General features: G+C 27.2%; 16 protein-coding genes and 3 tRNA genes. 5 read left to right on the top strand and 14 right to left on the bottom strand.

Features of this window, described 5'->3' with window-relative positions; all coding sequences use genetic code 11:
* The first annotated feature begins 11 nt into the window (after nt 1–11).
* Nucleotides 12–85: transfer RNA gene (locus B5L73_RS03265), tRNA-Cys, on the top strand.
* A gap of 50 nt (nt 86–135) precedes the next feature.
* Nucleotides 136–211 (top strand) — tRNA-Asn (locus tag B5L73_RS03260).
* A 4-nt stretch (nt 212–215) separates the two neighbouring features.
* Here the strand turns inward: B5L73_RS03260 and B5L73_RS03255 are convergent.
* The 10 genes from B5L73_RS03255 to B5L73_RS03210 all read right to left on the bottom strand — a co-directional run bounded on the left by B5L73_RS03255 (nt 216) and on the right by B5L73_RS03210 (nt 11,420).
* Nucleotides 216–584, bottom strand: a complete 369-nt coding sequence (locus B5L73_RS03255; RefSeq protein ID WP_085147780.1) for a helix-turn-helix domain-containing protein — start codon at nt 582–584, stop codon at nt 216–218.
* Nucleotides 585–747: 163 nt separating this feature from the next.
* Nucleotides 748–1,482: an amino acid ABC transporter ATP-binding protein gene (locus tag B5L73_RS03250; protein WP_085147776.1), complete on the bottom strand. Its 735-nt coding sequence runs from the start codon at nt 1,480–1,482 to the stop codon at nt 748–750.
* Nucleotides 1,483–1,486: 4 nt separating this feature from the next.
* A complete protein-coding gene (locus tag B5L73_RS03245) occupies nt 1,487–2,929 on the bottom strand; it encodes an amino acid ABC transporter permease (RefSeq protein ID WP_085147774.1) in 1,443 nt (480 codons plus the stop codon).
* On the bottom strand, nt 2,929–4,080 hold the full coding sequence (locus tag B5L73_RS03240; protein WP_085147772.1) for an amino acid ABC transporter permease: 1,152 nt from the start codon (nt 4,078–4,080) through the stop codon (nt 2,929–2,931). Before B5L73_RS03240 ends, B5L73_RS03245 begins: the two co-directional genes overlap by 1 nt.
* A gap of 75 nt (nt 4,081–4,155) precedes the next feature.
* Nucleotides 4,156–5,196 (bottom strand): amino acid ABC transporter substrate-binding protein, encoded by a 1,041-nt coding sequence (locus B5L73_RS03235; RefSeq protein ID WP_085147770.1) that lies wholly within the window; start codon nt 5,194–5,196, stop codon nt 4,156–4,158.
* A gap of 175 nt (nt 5,197–5,371) precedes the next feature.
* Nucleotides 5,372–5,448, bottom strand: a tRNA-Arg gene (locus B5L73_RS03230).
* A 33-nt stretch (nt 5,449–5,481) separates the two neighbouring features.
* Nucleotides 5,482–6,888, bottom strand: coding sequence for a potassium transporter Trk (locus tag B5L73_RS03225; RefSeq protein ID WP_085147768.1), 1,407 nt, complete (start codon nt 6,886–6,888; stop codon nt 5,482–5,484).
* A 4-nt stretch (nt 6,889–6,892) separates the two neighbouring features.
* Nucleotides 6,893–8,284 carry a Trk system potassium transporter TrkA gene (gene trkA / locus B5L73_RS03220; RefSeq protein ID WP_085147766.1) on the bottom strand — a complete coding sequence of 464 codons (1,392 nt, stop codon included), beginning with the start codon at nt 8,282–8,284 and terminating at the stop codon, nt 6,893–6,895.
* A gap of 1 nt (nt 8,285) precedes the next feature.
* The gene (locus B5L73_RS03215) at nt 8,286–9,641 is read right to left on the bottom strand and encodes a sigma-54-dependent transcriptional regulator (RefSeq protein ID WP_085147764.1); all 1,356 of its coding nucleotides are present in this window, start codon (nt 9,639–9,641) and stop codon (nt 8,286–8,288) included.
* Nucleotides 9,642–11,420 carry a sensor histidine kinase NtrY-like gene (locus tag B5L73_RS03210; protein WP_085147762.1) on the bottom strand — a complete coding sequence of 593 codons (1,779 nt, stop codon included), beginning with the start codon at nt 11,418–11,420 and terminating at the stop codon, nt 9,642–9,644.
* A gap of 26 nt (nt 11,421–11,446) precedes the next feature.
* Here B5L73_RS03210 and ispF point away from each other — a divergent pair, with 26 nt between their 5' ends.
* From ispF to B5L73_RS03195, 3 genes are read left to right on the top strand one after another with little or no spacing between them, the layout of a single operon-like run.
* Nucleotides 11,447–12,553 (top strand): 2-C-methyl-D-erythritol 2,4-cyclodiphosphate synthase, encoded by a 1,107-nt coding sequence (gene ispF, locus B5L73_RS03205; protein WP_085147760.1) that lies wholly within the window; start codon nt 11,447–11,449, stop codon nt 12,551–12,553.
* On the top strand, nt 12,546–13,049 hold the full coding sequence (locus B5L73_RS03200; protein ID WP_085147758.1) for a phosphatidylglycerophosphatase A family protein: 504 nt from the start codon (nt 12,546–12,548) through the stop codon (nt 13,047–13,049). Before ispF ends, B5L73_RS03200 begins: the two co-directional genes overlap by 8 nt.
* Nucleotides 13,049–13,510, top strand: coding sequence for a CinA family protein (locus tag B5L73_RS03195; protein WP_232309636.1), 462 nt, complete (start codon nt 13,049–13,051; stop codon nt 13,508–13,510). The genes B5L73_RS03200 and B5L73_RS03195 overlap by 1 nt, the downstream gene beginning before the upstream one ends.
* On the opposite strand, the gene B5L73_RS03190 is transcribed toward B5L73_RS03195, so the two are convergent.
* From B5L73_RS03190 to eno, 4 genes are read right to left on the bottom strand one after another with little or no spacing between them, the layout of a single operon-like run.
* Complete coding sequence (locus tag B5L73_RS03190; protein ID WP_085147754.1) at nt 13,487–13,945, bottom strand: type II toxin-antitoxin system RatA family toxin; 459 nt, start codon at nt 13,943–13,945, stop codon at nt 13,487–13,489. The two genes, B5L73_RS03195 and B5L73_RS03190, sit on opposite strands and share 24 nt — an antisense overlap.
* A complete protein-coding gene (gene lipA / locus B5L73_RS03185) occupies nt 13,945–14,877 on the bottom strand; it encodes a lipoyl synthase (protein ID WP_085147752.1) in 933 nt (310 codons plus the stop codon). The genes B5L73_RS03190 and lipA overlap by 1 nt, the downstream gene beginning before the upstream one ends.
* The gene (locus B5L73_RS03180; protein ID WP_085147750.1) at nt 14,861–15,169 is read right to left on the bottom strand and encodes an FtsB family cell division protein; all 309 of its coding nucleotides are present in this window, start codon (nt 15,167–15,169) and stop codon (nt 14,861–14,863) included. Before B5L73_RS03180 ends, lipA begins: the two co-directional genes overlap by 17 nt.
* Nucleotides 15,169–16,425: a phosphopyruvate hydratase gene (gene eno, locus B5L73_RS03175; RefSeq protein ID WP_085147748.1), complete on the bottom strand. Its 1,257-nt coding sequence runs from the start codon at nt 16,423–16,425 to the stop codon at nt 15,169–15,171. The genes B5L73_RS03180 and eno overlap by 1 nt, the downstream gene beginning before the upstream one ends.
* Between the last annotated feature and the right edge of the window lies 1 nt (nt 16,426).

Genomic DNA, 16,426 nt, shown 5'->3' with positions numbered 1-16,426 from the left:
CTAAAACATAAGGCAACGTGGCGGAATGGTTACGCAGAGGATTGCAAATCCTTGTATCCCGGTTCGATTCCGGGCGTTGCCTCCAAAAAAGATGTTGTTTTAGTTAAAAAAAAAAGTAAGTTTGCTTTTTTATATTCCTCGGTAGCTCAGTTGGTAGAGCAGTTGACTGTTAATCAATTGGTCGCAGGTTCGAGTCCTGCCCGAGGAGCCAAATTTTATCCAACTTTTGAAATATTGTTTGAAACCTGTAACGATTTATTAAATTTCAATTTTTGATCAGCATTAAGTTCAGAATATAATTTAACTAAGAAATTATAATTCACATTCATATGACCCTCTTGAGATTTTTCTAAATTAACTAAGTATTCTGAAAAATCTTCAAAGAAATAGTTTATTGGAACTTTAAGATAATTTGATAATTGTAATAATCTTATCGAACTAACTCCGTTAGTTCCTTTTTCATATTTTTGTATTTGTTGAAATGTGACGTTGATTGCTTTTGCTACTTTTGTTTGTGTTAAACCTAAAGCTAACCTTCTAAGCTTAAGCTTATTGCCTAAATGCTTATTAAAATTATCCTCCATTAAGACCCCTCTTAATTTTTATTAAAAACAGATTGAACAAGTTTTTAATCTTTCCTGCAACAATATTATTTTTTTATTTTTTTGGAAATGCCTGCTATTCCAAAAATATGTCAAGCAATTCTTAGGGTATAATTTAAGAAAAATTCCTTGAAATTACTGGTATCTATAGTATCTGGCTGAGGAAAAGTTTAGTCCTATCACTCTTAGGATTAGCAAAAAATTCCTTAGTATCCGCTTTTTCTACTATCATTCCTTCATCCATGAATATCATTTGATCAGCAACTTCTTTAGCAAAACCCATTTCATGTGTTACAACAATCATAGTCATACCTTGTTTTGCAAGATTAACCATTACATCAAGCACTTCTTTAATCATCTCAGGGTCTAAAGCTGATGTAGGTTCATCAAAAAGCATTATTTTTGGCTCCATACATAAAGCTCTTGCTATTGCAGCTCTTTGTTGTTGTCCTCCAGATAATTGGCCTGGATATTTTTGTGCTTGATCAAGAATTTGTACTCTTTCTAAATGTTTTAATGCTAGTTCTTCCGCCTCTTTCTTTGGCATTTTTTTTACCCAAATAGGAGCTAATGTACAATTATCTAATATTGACAAATGCGGAAACAAATTAAATTGTTGGAACACCATACCAACTTCAGCTCTTATTTGCTCAATATTTTTTGTATCTTCTGTTAATTCAGTTCCATCAACAATAATATTTCCCTCTTGATGTTCCTCTAGTCTATTGATGCATCTAATTAAAGTTGATTTTCCAGATCCTGATGGACCACATACCACAATTTTTTCTTTTGGTTTAACTTCTAAATTAATCTTTTTTAGAACTTGAAAGTCACCAAACCATTTGTTCATATTATTAATTTGGATAATACTATCTGACATATTTCTATCTATCTGTTTTATATTTTTGTTCTAAATTATAGCTATATTTACTCATTGCGTAACAAATAATCCAGAAAATTATTGCAGCAAAAACATAACCTTCCATAGCAAAACCTAACCATTCTGGATTAGTTTTGGCTAAATTTAACATTCCAACTATTTCTAGTAAACCTACAACAAATATTAATGGTGTATCTTTAACTAAAGCAAGGAATGTATTGGCAATTCCAGGAATTACTAGTTTAAGTGCTTGTGGAAGTATAACAAATATGTGCATTTTCCAATAACCCATGCCTAATGATTTTGCAGCTTCATATTGGCCTCTCGGTAAAGCTTGTAAACCACCACGTATAACTTCTGCCACATAAGCAGCTTCAAATAATGAAATTGCAATAATTGCTCTTACTAACTTATCAATGAAGAAATCCTCTGGTAGAAACATCGGAAACATTACTGCTGACATAAATAGTACTGTTATCAAAGGTACGCCTCGCCAAAATTCAATAAAGCCAACTGAAATATATCTAATTAGAGGAAAATTTGATCTTCTACCTAAAGCAAAAGCCATTCCTATTGGAAAACAGAAAATTAAGCAGAAAAAAGATATTATAAATGTTAAAGATAATCCTCCCCAGGCACCTGTCTCTACCCAATTTAGACCATCTAATTTACCTAACTCAATATATTCCTCAAAAAATATAAAATACTTTAAAGTTATATACAGAGCTAAGGGTACAATTAAAAAATAATAAAACTTATATTTAGCAGGTATAAAAAAACCAATAATAATAGATAAAATAGCAGCAATAATCCCATATGAAAAATCAAAAAATACGGGGCCACCAGATATAAAGAAAAAGATAAACAAAAATGCAATCAGAGGATAAATAACTACATAGTATAGTGTTAAGTATTTCTTAAATCTATCAGTAGCAAAATAACCAACTGATCCCATTAATACTAAGGCTATAAATGATAAATTTATTCTCCATTGCTCAGCATTAGGGTACATGCCATACATGAATCTTCTCATCCAAACTTTAATATACGTCCAGCATGCTCCTGAGCCAGTACAAACATCTTTAGTGTCACCAGCAAAACTAGCATCTACTACAAACCAACTAAGAATTGGTGGAATGGATTTAATAATTACAAATATTATAAGTAATGATAAAAGTGCATTAAAGTTATTAGTATTAATATGCTTATTTAAAAGATCTAATTGTTTTATCCCACTAAATTCTATCCTTATGAAATAAAGTCCAATAAAACCTAATATTAATGGTAATAAAAAACTTAAAAAACCTGGTAAGAAACTAGTTAAATTTAAACTAAAAAATGCATTAAAAAAAACATCCAATACACTAATAAAAAATAAAAAAGAGCCTAAGTATAAGAAAGTATTTAGTTTATCTTTATCAGGTTTTAAAAAATTTATTTTTGACATCATTTTTCCTGTATTGCAATTTTTTTGTTGTACCAATTCATTAAAAGTGAGATTGAAATACTTAAGGTTAAATAAGTAAACATAGTTATAGAAACTATTTCAATAGCTTTACCAGTTTGCATTAATGCAGTTCCTGCAAAAACCAAAACTAAATCTGGATAAGCAATCGCTGCTGCTAATGAAGAGTTTTTTGTTAAATTTAGATATTGATTTGTTGTTGGTGGAATTATTATTCTTAAAGCTTGAGGCATAATTACAAGTTTAAGTACCTGATTTGGAGTTAATCCTATTGATGCTGCCGCCTCTTTTTGTCCTTTACCAACACCTTGAATTCCTGCTCTTACACATTCTGCTATAAAAGTAGCTGTGTAAAGAGATAAAGATAAAGTAAGGGCTATCAATTCTGGAGGTAAACTTACTCCTCCCTCATAAATAAAAGATGTTGTTGCCAACTGTTTTAAAACAGGAACCTCAAATGAAAGACTTACTCCACCAATTAAAAAACTTAAAAGAGGTAAAATGAATATTAATCCTATTGATATCAAAAATACTGGTATTTGTTTTCCTTGGTTTGCTTGAACTCTTTTAGCATGAATACGAATAACAATTATTGCAATTATTGCTGCAACTATTGAATAAAAGAAAACACTAAAATTTTGCCAGATGAATGCTGGAACATATAATCCTTTAATAGTTAAGAAAAAAACACCAAACATTGCCTCTGCATCTTGTGGAAGTGGTAAAGCTCTTAATGCTGCAAAGTACCAAAAGAATATTTGAAGTAGCAACGGAATATTTCTGAAGAATTCAACATAAAAAGCTGCAAATTTATTTATAAGATAATTAGGTGATAATCTTGCTACACCAACTATTACACCTAAAATAGTTGCAATTATAATACCAATAACTGAAACAAGAATTGTATTTAATAATCCAACTAAATACGCTCTAAAATATGAATGTGAACCATCGTACTCTATTAAAGAAAATTGAACATCGAACGATGACTCTTGAGATAAAAATCCATAACCAAAATCAATACCTCTGTTTTCCATATTGATTTGTGCGTTATAAGTAAAAAAACCAAAGACTAAAACAACAGCAGTAACTGTAATTAATTGTGGAAGAATATCTTTAAGTTTAAAATTCACAATGGTGATAATATATGAGTTTATAAAAAAAAGGGCTAGAAAAATCTAGCCCTTTTTAAATGTTTTAAACTACAATTATCTTGCAGGTGGAACGTAAAGTATTCCGCCCTTAGTCCATAATTGGTTTGGACCTCTATCTGGCAAAATTCCAGTGTCAGCTATATTTCTCTTATAACTTTCACCGTAGTTACCAACTTGCTTGATAATTCTCAAGCTCCAGTCATTATCTAGACCAAAAGCAGCACCTAATTCACCCTCAGCTCCAACTAATCTTTTAATAGCTGGGTTATCAGAAGTTTTCATCATGTCTGCATTTGCTGAAGTAATACCATACTCTTCAGCTTCGATCATAGTGTTCAAAGACCATCTTACGATATCTTCCCAAACTGCATCACCTTGTCTAACAACTGGTCCTAAAGGTTCTTTAGAAATAGTTTCTGGTAGAACAATGTGTTCATCAGGATTCTTCATTTTTGTTCTTTGAGCAGCTAAACCAGATTTATCAGTAGTGTAAGTATCACATCTACCTGCATCGTAAGCAGCTACAACTTCATCAGCTTTTTCGAAAGCAACTGGCTCATATTTGATTCCTTTTGAATTAAAGAAATCTCTCATATTCAACTCAGTTGTTGTACCAATGTTAGTACAAGCTGAGATACCATCTTTGAATTGGCTTGTTGAAGTAATACCTGAACTTTTTCTTACCATGAAACCTTGTCCATCGTAAAAGTTCACACCTACGAAAGTAAGTCCGATATCAGCATCTCTAGAAAGAGTCCAAGTTGTGTTTCTTGATAAGATATCAATCTCACCAGAAGTTAAAGCCGTAAATCTTTCTTTAGCACTTAGTGGTGTAAACTTAACTTTGTTTGCATCACCTAATACTGCAGCAGCTACCGCTCTACATACATCAACGTCAACACCAGTCCAATTTCCTGCAGCATCAGCATTAGAAAATCCTGGAAGACCTTGAGATACTCCACATCTTACAAAACCCTTTTTTTGAGTGTTTTTAAGTGTTTTAGATTTTTTAGCAGCCATAGACTCTGTTGTAAAAGTGAACAACACAGCTACCATAGCAACTAAAGAAGTTAATTGTTTTAAGTATTTAAACATATTTCTTCCTATTGTTTATTTATTTGTTAACAAATAATTCAAAATTGCTTTTGAATATTCACAATTTAAGCATGTTCAAAAATACTCTTCAAGAGAAATTTATAAGATATTTTGACCTAATGAGATTTAAGTCAAGATAATAATTATATAAAAATATTAGCGAAAAAATGATATCTGGCGCGCCCTGAAGGATTCGAACCTACGACCCTCGGTTTAGAAAACCGATGCTCTATCCAGCTGAGCTAAGGGCGCATCAAAAATTTATCTTACATATACAATAATAAGTTAATTTTTAAAAAGGAATTTTTTTATCAAAAGTAAAATTGTTAATAACTCTACCCTACCTACAATCATAAAGAAAATAAGACAATATTTACTTAATAATTGAAGATTATAAAAATCAAATTCCTTTAAACCATAGATTGAGGAGTTGACAGTATTCATTAAAGTTAAAATTGCTAACTTGAAAGAGTTAACAAATGTTATTCCACTTAAGGTTAATAATGAAGTTAATATAAAGAAAGATAAAATAAATATTACTATTGTTAGAAAATATTTATTTATTTCATCAAGATTAAAATTAATTTTTGTGAAAATTAACTTGTTCATAAAAACATTTTTAGGTCTACTAAAAGATAAAATTTGATTTATAGAAAACTTAAATAGTGAATAGATTTTTATAAATCTTAAACCAGAACTTGTTGAAAAAAAAGATCCACCTATAATTACCAAGATCAGATATATAAAGTTTAAATTTTCTTGGCCAGAACTTAATGAAAAACCAATATTAGACATGCTACTAATTATTGCAAAAAGATTTATAAAAAAATCATAATTGAAACTAAAAAAAAGAAAAAAAATAGTAGTAACAATTATTAAATAAACAAATAAGTGTAGATCTTCATAAAAAAAATTAACATTTTTTTTTCTTAAAAAAATTAAATTGTATGAAAAGAAAAGACTAAAAAAAGAAAAAAGCATCAACAATGAAAATATGATTATTTGAGCATTTTCTTTAATTATTGTTGACAATTCATTGACAGGTAAAAAACCACCTGATGAAATTATTGTTAAAGACAAATTTAATGAGTCAAATGTTCTTATTGAAAAAATATTTAAAATTATAAATATTAATACTGTCAATGATGAATATAAAATAAAAATTTTAGTCACTTGTTTTAAAATTTCTGAACTATTAAAAGATATAAAATTTGTTAATGTTTTTTTAAAGCTGTCATCGTAAATATCGATTAGATAAATTATAGAGAACAAAAAATAAAGACCACCTATCCATTGAGTAGTTGATCTCCAGATAATTAGACTTTGATCAATAAGTTTTATATTTTCAAAAATTGTAAAACCGGTAGATGTAAATCCTGATATTGCTTCAAAATAGGAATTTGAAAAAGTTAGATTATAAATACTGAAATAAAATGGAATTGATAAAACTAAAGGTATTAATAGATAACCTAAAATAATGGTTAATATTCTTTGAAAAATATTAGATTTAATATCATATTTTCCGAATTTAAAAAAAGTTATAAATAAAGTAGATGATGCTAGTAAAGTAAAATAATAAGTATCTAAATTTAAATATAAATTAAAATAGTAAGAATAAAGAATATTAAAAAAAGAAAGTATTGAAACAATACCAAAAAAAAAACTTAAATATTTAATCTGTAATTTAAACATTCAATTAAACAGAGCTAAGTCTAAAAAGATTTTCTACGACCCCTATTGCATCTTTTTTCACAATTAAAACAATTTGATCATCCTTTTTAAAAACAAAATTAGATTTTGGGATAATTACCTTCTTGTTTCTTAAAACAGCTCCGATTCTTATTTCATCTGGTAAGTTTGAATTTTTTAATTCTTTATTAATCAATTCTGAAGACTCAATTATTTCTGCCTCAATTACTTCATATTCACCATTTGAAATTGTATAAGCATTTTCAATTGTACCTTTATGAATATGTTTTAAAATACTTGAAACTGTATTCATTCTTGGATCAATTAAATCATCAATTTTTAATGAAGACTGTAAAAGAGAATAGTTTGGTTTATTAATGAGAGCCATTGTTCTTTTATCTTCAATATCTTTTTGATCTTTAGCGAATTTTTCAACAAGAACACTCACCATCAAATTATCTTCATCATCGTTTGTAAGTGCTAGAACAGTTTCTGCCTCATCAAGATTCGCCTCTGATAAAACTTCTTCATCTAATCCATTACCATTAATGACAATTGTATTATTGAGTTCATTAGCAAGGTATTCTGATCGTAATTTATCTTTTTCTACAATTTTTACTCTCACACCCTCTAGTGTATCCTCAATGTTTTTAGCAAGATTATAACCAATATTACCTCCACCAATTATCAAAATCTTTTTAGATATTTTTTCAGTATGACCAAAGGCCTCTAAAGTTTCAGCCATTTGGGATGAATTTATTATCACATAAATCTTATCATTTTCTTTTATTTGATCAGTTTTTTTCGGAATAAAAGATTTATCCTCCCTAATAATTGCAATTATGTTTGCATCCAAATTTGGAAATTTATTTGTTAATTCATTTAACTTTAAACCTATTAATTTACAATTATCTTTAATAAGTATCTCTAAAAGTCTAATTTGTTTTTCTGCAAATGGGACGCTATCTAGAGCCCCTGGTGCTTCTAATTTCCTTTGTATTGATCTTGCAATTTCAATTTCTGGCGAAATTATTACGTCTATTGGTAAATTTTCTTTATTATAAACTCTAGTAAATTTTGGATTTAGATAATCTTGGGATCTAATTCTGGAAATTTTTTTTGGAATATTAAAAATAGAGTATGCTATTTGACAAATTAACATGTTAATTTCGTCATTTCTAGTAACTGCTATTATCATATCAGTTTCAGCTGCATTAGCTTTTTCAAGTATTGAAGGATAGGTTGCTTTACCAACTATTGCTTTAACATCAAGTGAGTCATTAATTTTTTGTATATCTTCACTTGATTGATCAATTACAGTAATAGAATGACCCTGTTCACTAAGTAATTTAGCAATAGTGAAACCTACTCTTCCAGCACCACAAATTATAATATTCATTTTAATTAAATTCTTTTATTCCAAGACCCTTAAGTTTTCTATGTAGGGCACTTCTTTCCATGCCAACAAAAGTAGCTGTTTTAGATATATTTCCATTAAACTTTTTAAGTTGAAGACTTAAATACTCTTTTTCAAACTTTTCTCTAGCCTCTTTTAAAGGCACGGATAAACTATTTTCATTAAATCTACTGATATTTGCCCCAGATTTTAGAGACTCCTTAATAATATTAGATATTTTTTCTTGAGTATTTGGTTGTAATATTGCAATTCTCTCAATTAAATTTCTTAATTCTCTTACATTTCCATGCCACTCATGATTCAAAATGTAACTATTGTTTTCATCAATTTCTAAATTTTTAATATTATAACTTTCAGAAATTTTATTTGAAAAATACTTTATAAGTAATGGTATATCTGAAATTCTCTCACTTAATGGTTTAATATTAATTTCAAATACATTTAATCTGTGGAATAAATCTTCTCTAAAATTACCTAATTCTATCTCTTGTTTAAGATCTTTACTAGATGAACAAATTAGTCTTACATCAACATTAATATCATTATTGCCATTTACTCTTTTAAATTTTTGATCTGTTAAAACTCTCAAAATTTTTGATTGTATTGCTAGTGGTATTTCTGAAACCTGATCTACCAAAAGTGTTCCTTTATTTGCTTTCTCTAATGCACCGTAAGATATAGATCCATCATTTTTTTCTTCTCCAAATAACTCTAAATCATATTTGTCATTATCTAATAAAGCACCATTAATTATCACAAAAGGTTTATTCTTTCTTTTTGAGTTTTTATGTATTTTTCGTGCAATCAGTTCCTTTCCAGAACCTGAGGGACCATTAATAAAAATTCTACTTTCGGTAATGGAAATTTTTTCAATTTGGTCTTTTATATTAATAATATTTTTACTATCACCAATTAATTCGTATGAAGAGAAAAGTTTATTCTCATATTCTTTGTTTTGTGTCTTTAAACTTAAATTTTCAACAGCTCTACTTATAAAATTTAATAACCTTGTTTTATCAAAAGGTTTTTCGACAAATTCAAATGCCCCATGTTTTAATGAGTTAACAGCCATCTCTATATTTGCATGTCCTGAAATCATAATTACAGGCACATCATTATTTTTTGATTTTATATGTGTTAGAAGTTGTATACCATCATTGTCACCTTTATCTAACTTAACATCAAGTATTGCTACATCTGGCATTTTTTTGTCAATTTCATTTAACGCTTGATTATAGTTTGCAGCTAATCGTGTTTTATAGCCTGCATCTTCAATAAGATCATTCAAGATATTTCTTATGTCTGAATTATCGTCAACAATTAATATTTCTATGCTCATTTAATTAAATATAATTTCTATTTTTGCTCCATTTGGGATCGAAACAAAATTTATTTCACCATTATGATCATTAATAATTTTATTTACTATCGAAAGACCTAATCCTGTACCATTTTTTTTTGTAGTAAAGTAAGGATTTAAAATATCTTTAATATTATTTTTAATATTTTCAAAACCTAACCCACTGTCTTTAATTATAATATAGATTTGGTTATTTCTCTCAAAAATTTCAATAGTAATAATTTTATCGAAATTACTGGTATTTTCAGCTTTTTGCTGGATACTTTCAACAGAGTTTTTAATCAAATTAAAAATTACTCTACTAATTTGCTCTTTGTCACACTTTAATAAGATTGAAGGTTTTTTATTATCTAAACTAATTGTTATCGAAGAGTCTATTTCGGACAATAATTTGATATTTTCATGAATTATTTTAATTAAATCATTTTTCTTTAAAACTGGTTTAGGCATTCTGGCAAAATCAGAAAATTCATTAACCAAATTACCTATTTGTTTAATCTGATTATTTATAATTTTCAAATTTTCCTCGAAATTATTTTTCTCATTTTTATCAACCTGATGAATATATTTCTCTTTTATTCTATCGATTGATAATTGAATTGGAGTAAGGGGATTCTTTATTTCATGGGCTAATTTTCTTGCAAGATTGCCCCAGGCTTCATATCTTTCATTAATAATCAATTTATCTTGCTGATTTTTTAATCTAACAATCATTGAATTGAAATTCTTATTTAAAATTTCCAAATCTTTATCTGTTTTTATCTCAGGAACTTTTGTGGTTAAATCACCTTCTCCTATTGCTGTAGATGCAGAAATTAGATTATTTATAGACCTAAAAAATCTTGAAGAAAATCTAATAGCAATAGTAATTGATATGAAAAGTAAAAGAGTAACTATAATTATATATATTATTGCAAAGGAAATTTTTATACCTGTGCTCCTTTCCTCAACAGTATAATAAAAATTAATTGCCTCCTGAGACTCATTCAAATATTTTGATATATCTTTATCAAGATATTTTACAATATATAAAAATCTATTCTCAAAAGCTTGAAGTCTGATTATAGCGGCTGAGATATTTTCAGGAGCATTTATTATTTTAAGAGGTCTATCATCATCTAATACGAGTTTTAGTGTTTTATCTATTGGAGGAATATATTTTGTACGATCATCTAAATTCGTAAATAATAATTTTTTATTTTGATCAATGATATGTATTTCATCAATATCTCTAATTAATCTTTGAGTTTTTAAAAACCTTATATATTCATTTTTATTGTCATTTAAAAATTTAGAACTTTTATTTGTATCAAAGGCAATTAATATAATATCAGATTCAATCTTATTTCTTACTTCCTCAACATAACTTTTGGCAAGTTCATAGGAATTGTTTACGACAGTTGTTACTTTTTTATCGAAATATTTTTCAAGTGCAAAAGAAAATAAAAAAAGTGAAAAAATTGAAATTAATATTGAAGGTATTAATGTGAAAAGTGAAAAATAAGTAATATATTTTTTATTTGATTTTAAACCATCTTTATCAATATCATTTCGAATGGATTTTTTAACCTCAAAGAAAATGAATGCGAATAATAATAAAAGTAATAAAATATTTACAAGCAATAAATATTGTAAATTATCTTGATTTAATTCAATAAAACTTCTGTCTATAAATGTTAAAAAAGTTAAAAATCCTAAAAATAGTGTGATACTAGATAGGAAAATTATGAAAATATTTTTTTTCAAAAATTCAACCATATTTAAGAATTATAGTATTTAAAGGAATGAACAACTATTTTGTAATATTAGCTGCTGGAAAAAGTAAGAGATTTCATAAAAAAATACCAAAGCAATTCTATAATTATAAAAATAAAGAAATTATTGATCACTCTATTGAAAAATCATTAAATTCTAAGCTATTTAAAAATATTTTAGTTGTAACTAACAACATTAAACATTTTAAAAAAAAAAAAATTCATAACTCAGTCAAAATAATAAAGGGTGGTAAAGAAAGATCTGACTCATCTTTGATAGCTTTAAAATATCTTAAAAAGTATAAACCTAACAACATTCTTATTCATGACGCTGCGAGACCTGATTTTACTATAAAATTGTTAAAACAACTATTAAATCATTTAAAAAAAAATATTGCTGTAATTCCATATATAAATTCTAAAGATACAATAAAATATAAAGTAAAAAATGAATTATTTAATCTTAATAGAGAAAACACTTATCTAACTCAAACACCACAGGCATTCAAATTTAAAAAATTATACGAACTTGCAATTAATGAAAAAAATAAAATTACAGATGAAGCAACTTTATTTATAAATAAAAATAGAAAAATAAAGTTTATAAAAGGAGAAAATACTAATAATAAAATTACTTTTAAAAGTGATGTAAAATTAAATAAAACTTTTTTTGGAATTGGTTTTGACATTCATAAATTAGTTAAAAACAAAAAGCTTTATTTAGGTGGTGCTAAGATACCTTTTCACTCAGGATTGAAAGGACACTCAGATGGAGATGTTATTTTACATTCAATCATAGATGCTATTTTAGGTGCAATGAGAAATAAAGATATTGGATCTTTTTTTCCTAACACAAAAAAATATAAAAATATTAGATCTCCAAAAATATTAAAACCAGTCATTGAAAGTCTTTATAAATCAAATTTTTCTATAAATAATTTAGATATAAATTTGATTTGTGAACAACCTAAGGTATCAAAATACAGAGATCATATCATTAACTCTATATCCAAACTCATGATGTTGAAAAAAGATTTAATAAATTTAAAAGGTAAAACAGTTGAAAAACTTGGTTTGATTGGAAAAGAAAAAGCTATTGCATGTGAAGTAATTATTTCAATAACAAAATATGATTAAAACTCTTAATACTTTGTTCGTTACAATGTTTGGTTTAGGAAGAATTCCAAAAATTCCAGGTACTTTTGGATCTTTAGCCACAGTAATTATTCTTTACATTTTTTTTCACATATTCAATTTACCTTCAAACTTAATATTATTATTTTTAATATTTGTTTTCATTTTATCTTTTTCAGCTGTAGCACATCATATTAAAGATAATGAAAATAAAGATCCGAAAGAAGTAATTATTGATGAATTTATTGGTCAATCGATTCCGATTTATCTTTATGAAATTTCACATGGCACAGAAAAATCACCAAATGAAGCTTTAATTTTTTACGGTATTTGTTTTGTGTTATTCAGATTTTTTGATATTGCAAAACCATTTCCTGTAAGTTTTTTTGATAAAAACTTCAAAAATAGTTTTGGTGTAATTATGGATGATGTAATTGCAGGATTTTATGTTGTTTTATCTTTAATTTGTTTTATGGTTTTAAGCAGTTATTTTGTGTAATGAAATCATTAATCAAATTATTAATTAGAAAAAAAGTTAAAATATCAGTTGCAGAATCCTGCACAGGTGGATTATTTGCCAGTGCTATCACTTCAATAAATGGTGCTTCAAAAATATTTAATTTAGGTTTGATCACCTACTCAAATCAAGCAAAAATTAAGATTTTAAAAGTCAATAAGAATATTATTAAGAAATATGGTGCCGTAAGTTCTGAATGTTGCCATTCAATGGTTAATAATTTATCTAAAATTTCAAAAGCCAATATCAATGTTTCAATTACTGGTATTGCAGGACCCAGAGGTGGCACTAAAGAAAAACCTGTAGGCTTAGTTTATATTGGGCTAAAAAAAGGAAACAAAACCCAAGTAATAAAGTGTTTATTCAAAAGTAAAAAAAGATCTTTGATACAAAAAGCTACTGTAAAAAAGGCCTTAAATCTAGTTCTTAGAGCTGCTAAATAACTTTTCTGCTCTTTTTTGAAATGCATCAGCTATTTTCTCTAATCCAAATTGAAAAGATACTGCCATTAAAGAGTTTAAAAATTTATTTTTGATTTCAAAATCAATATCAAAAGTAACTTCGGTAATTCCATTCTCTTTATCTACAAAAATCCAATTATTGGATAAATGATTCAGGGGTCCCTCTATATTCTTAACAAATATTGAGTCTTCCTTTCTATTAAAAACCACGTCGCTTTTATAAGTATCTTTAAATGGTCCTTTGCCTATTGTTAAATCTGCAATTATTTTTGTTAAATCACCTTCATTTTTATTTTCATATATTCTTGCATCGTAACAGAATGGGACAAATTCTGGATATTTTTCAATATCCAAAACTAAATCGATTAGATCTTTTTTTTTACATTCAATTAATCGCTTAACTGAAGCTTTTGGCATTAATAGTTTTTTAATCTATTTTGTTGAAGTTTTGAAAAGTCTTCATCTGCATGATATGAAGATCTTGTTAAAGGTGATGAGGAAACTAATAAAAAACCTTTTGCTTTTGCAATATCACCCAATTCTTTAAATTCCTCAGGTTTATAATATCTATCTAGTGGAAAGTGTTTTACAGATGGTTGTAAATATTGTCCGATTGTTAAAAAGTCTACATCGGCAGATTTTAAATCATCCATTACTTGTAAGATTTCATCTCTAGTCTCACCTAGACCAACCATTATTCCTGATTTAGTAAAAACCTTCTTATTCATTTTTTTCGCATTTTTTAAAAGTTCAAGAGATGCAAAGTATCTTGAGCCAGGTCTTACTTTTAGATAAAGACTGGGAACAGTTTCAATATTGTGATTAAAAACATCTGGATTAGCTTCAAGTACTTTCTTATAAGCATCACCCTTTCTTAAAAAATCAGGAGTCAAAACTTCTATAGTTGTATTAGGATTAGTTTTTCTAATTTGATTTATAACTTCATAAAAATGATTTGAGCCACCATCATCCAAATCATCTCTATCAACTGAAGTAATTACAACGTGTTTTAGATCTAATTTTTTAACTGCTTGAGATATTTTAATTGGTTCTAACTTATCTAATTTTTCTGGTTTACCAGTTTTTACATCACAAAAAGCACAAGCTCTTGTACATGTGTCACCCATTATCATAAAGGTTGCATGTCTTTTACTCCAACACTCAGTTATATTTGGACAATTTGCTTCCTGACAAACTGTTACAAGATTATTCTTATTTACAATTGATTTTGTTAAAAAAAATTCTCTACTATTATTTAATTTAGATCTAATCCAGTCAGGTTTTTTCTTAATTGGATTAATTGGATTTTTTATTTTTTCAGGATGTCTTGGTCTAATTTTTTGTCTCATCTTTTTTTATAATATAGATTTTTTCATTTTTTTTCCCAAATAAGAATCTTTCTCTAATTAAAGTTTCAATATAATCAAGATCTAGATTGTCACTTAATAATGAATTCTTAAAATCCAAGTCATTTATTTGATTTTTTAATGATAATTCCTTAATTCTTAAATCTTTTAAAATTTGTTTTTTTTCATAATAGGAAATTAATCCTCTTTCACCTGATAAAAGATTGAAGAAAAAATATATAATTAAAAAAAATGATATAAGTAGAAAATAATTTTTTTTTAATCTTTGAAGCATTAATGAATCTTATTCATTCTAGCTTTTTTTCCAAGTTCTTCTTCTATACGTAATAATTGGTTATATTTAGCAACTCTTTCTGATCTAGCTAAAGATCCTGTTTTAATTTGGTTAGAATTAGTACCCACTGCTAAGTCAGCAATAAATGTATCTTCACTATCGCCAGATCTATGCGAAATGATTGTTTTAAATCCTATAGTTTGAGCAAATCTAATTACATCTAAAGTCTCTGAAACAGTGCCGATTTGATTAAGTTTAATTAAAATTGCATTTGATGATAAATTTAAAAAACCCTTCTTAAGTCGCTCAAGATTAGTGACATAAAGATCATCACCTACAATCTGTACTTTTTGTAGAGATTTCATTAACTTGCTCCATGACATCCAATCATTCTCTGCGAAAGGATCTTCGATTGATTTAATTTTGTATTTATTAATAATTTTTTTATATTCTTGAATAGATTTTTCTACAGAAATATAGCTTTTAGAATGAATAGAGTACTTATTTTTTTCATATAATTCATTTGCAGCTACATCCAAACAGATTGAAACATCTTTACCGTTTACAAAACCTGACTTCTTAATAGCTGAAACAATTAAATCTAATGCTTGATTATTATTGTTAATCATAGGTGCAAATCCACCCTCATCTCCAACAGATGTAGATAATCCTTTATTCTCAATAATCTTACTTAAATTTTTAATCACCAAAAAACAAATTCTCATCGCATCAGAAAAATTTTTTGCACGATCTGGTCTAATCATAAATTCTTGAATTCTCAAACCATTATTAGCATGTGCTCCGCCATTAATTATATTCATAAGTGGAAAGGGTAATCTATAATTATTTTTTACTAGGAAAGTTTTATACAATGGTTGTTTGTTAATTTTTGCTGAAAGTTTTTTTGCTGCCATTGATACAGCTAATATAGAATTAGCTCCTAACTTTGTTTTTTGTCTAGTTCCATCTAAATTAATCATTATAGAGTCTATTCTCTCTTGATTGTGTACACTTTGACCTTTAAGTTTGTTTGAGATTTTAGTGTTGACTAAATTAATTGCATTCAGAACACTTTTTCCTAAGTATCTTTTATTGTTTTTATCTCTTTTTTCGAAAGCTTCATAAGTTCCTGTCGATGCACCTGAGGGGCAAATTGCAATTGCACTTTGGTTTTTCACAAAAACCTCAGCTTCTATTGTCGGATTACCTCTACTATCGAAAACTTGTCGGGCTTTTACTTTTGAAATTTTACTCACT

It is taken from the genome of Candidatus Pelagibacter sp. RS39, assembly GCF_002101315.1.
Taxonomy (GTDB): domain Bacteria; phylum Pseudomonadota; class Alphaproteobacteria; order Pelagibacterales; family Pelagibacteraceae; genus Pelagibacter.
The sequence above is the reverse complement of the archived record's forward strand: the minus strand, read 5'-3'. Positions and strand labels throughout refer to the sequence as shown.